This window comes from Roseateles sp. P5_E1 (genome assembly GCF_054049335.1).
In genome coordinates, this window is the sequence record NZ_JBFUMN010000361.1 from 1 (window position 1) to 573 (window position 573).

Here is a 573-nt window from a genome sequence, read left to right on the forward strand (position 1 = left end):
CAATAACGGGACGCAAGGGTAGCGCATCGCCGGGCGCTATCATGGGCACATGTCGAAACTGCTGCTCAACCTGCGCAACGTCGCGGACGATGAAATCCAGGACGTGACCGCCCTGCTGGACCAGGCGGGCATCGCCCATTACCGCACCGAACCCAGCCCGTGGGGCATCTCCTGGGGCGGAATCTGGATCCGCGACAATGACGACCTGCCGCGCGCCAAGGCGCTGATGGCGCCCTACCAGGAGGCCCGCGGCGTGCGCGTGCGTGCCGAACGGGAGGCCGCGCTGCGTGATGGCACCGCCGAAACCTTCGGCAGCCTCCTCCAGCGCCGACCGCTGTTCGTGGTCGCCATGCTGCTGGGCATGCTGGCTGCGGCGGCGCTGGTACTGCTGCCATTCGTACTGCTGCGGGGCTGAATCACCGCCGGCGGTGGGCCCGGCGGTGCGGCCGGCGCGATTTATAATGGGCCGATGATCGCCAATACCGCCGCCTACCACTTCACCCCCATCGCCGACCCGGATGCGCTGTGCGCGACCCTTCTGGAGCGGGCAACCGCCGCAGGGCTGCGCGGCAC

Annotated in this window: 1 protein-coding gene; it reads left to right on the forward strand. The window is 68.9% G+C overall.

The window, feature by feature from the left end:
• Positions 1-49: 49 nt before the first annotated feature.
• Entirely contained in the window at positions 50-415 is a 366-nt protein-coding gene (locus ACXJKJ_RS31530) for a DUF6164 family protein (RefSeq protein ID WP_457320005.1), read from the forward strand.
• The last annotated feature ends 158 nt before the right edge of the window (positions 416-573 follow it).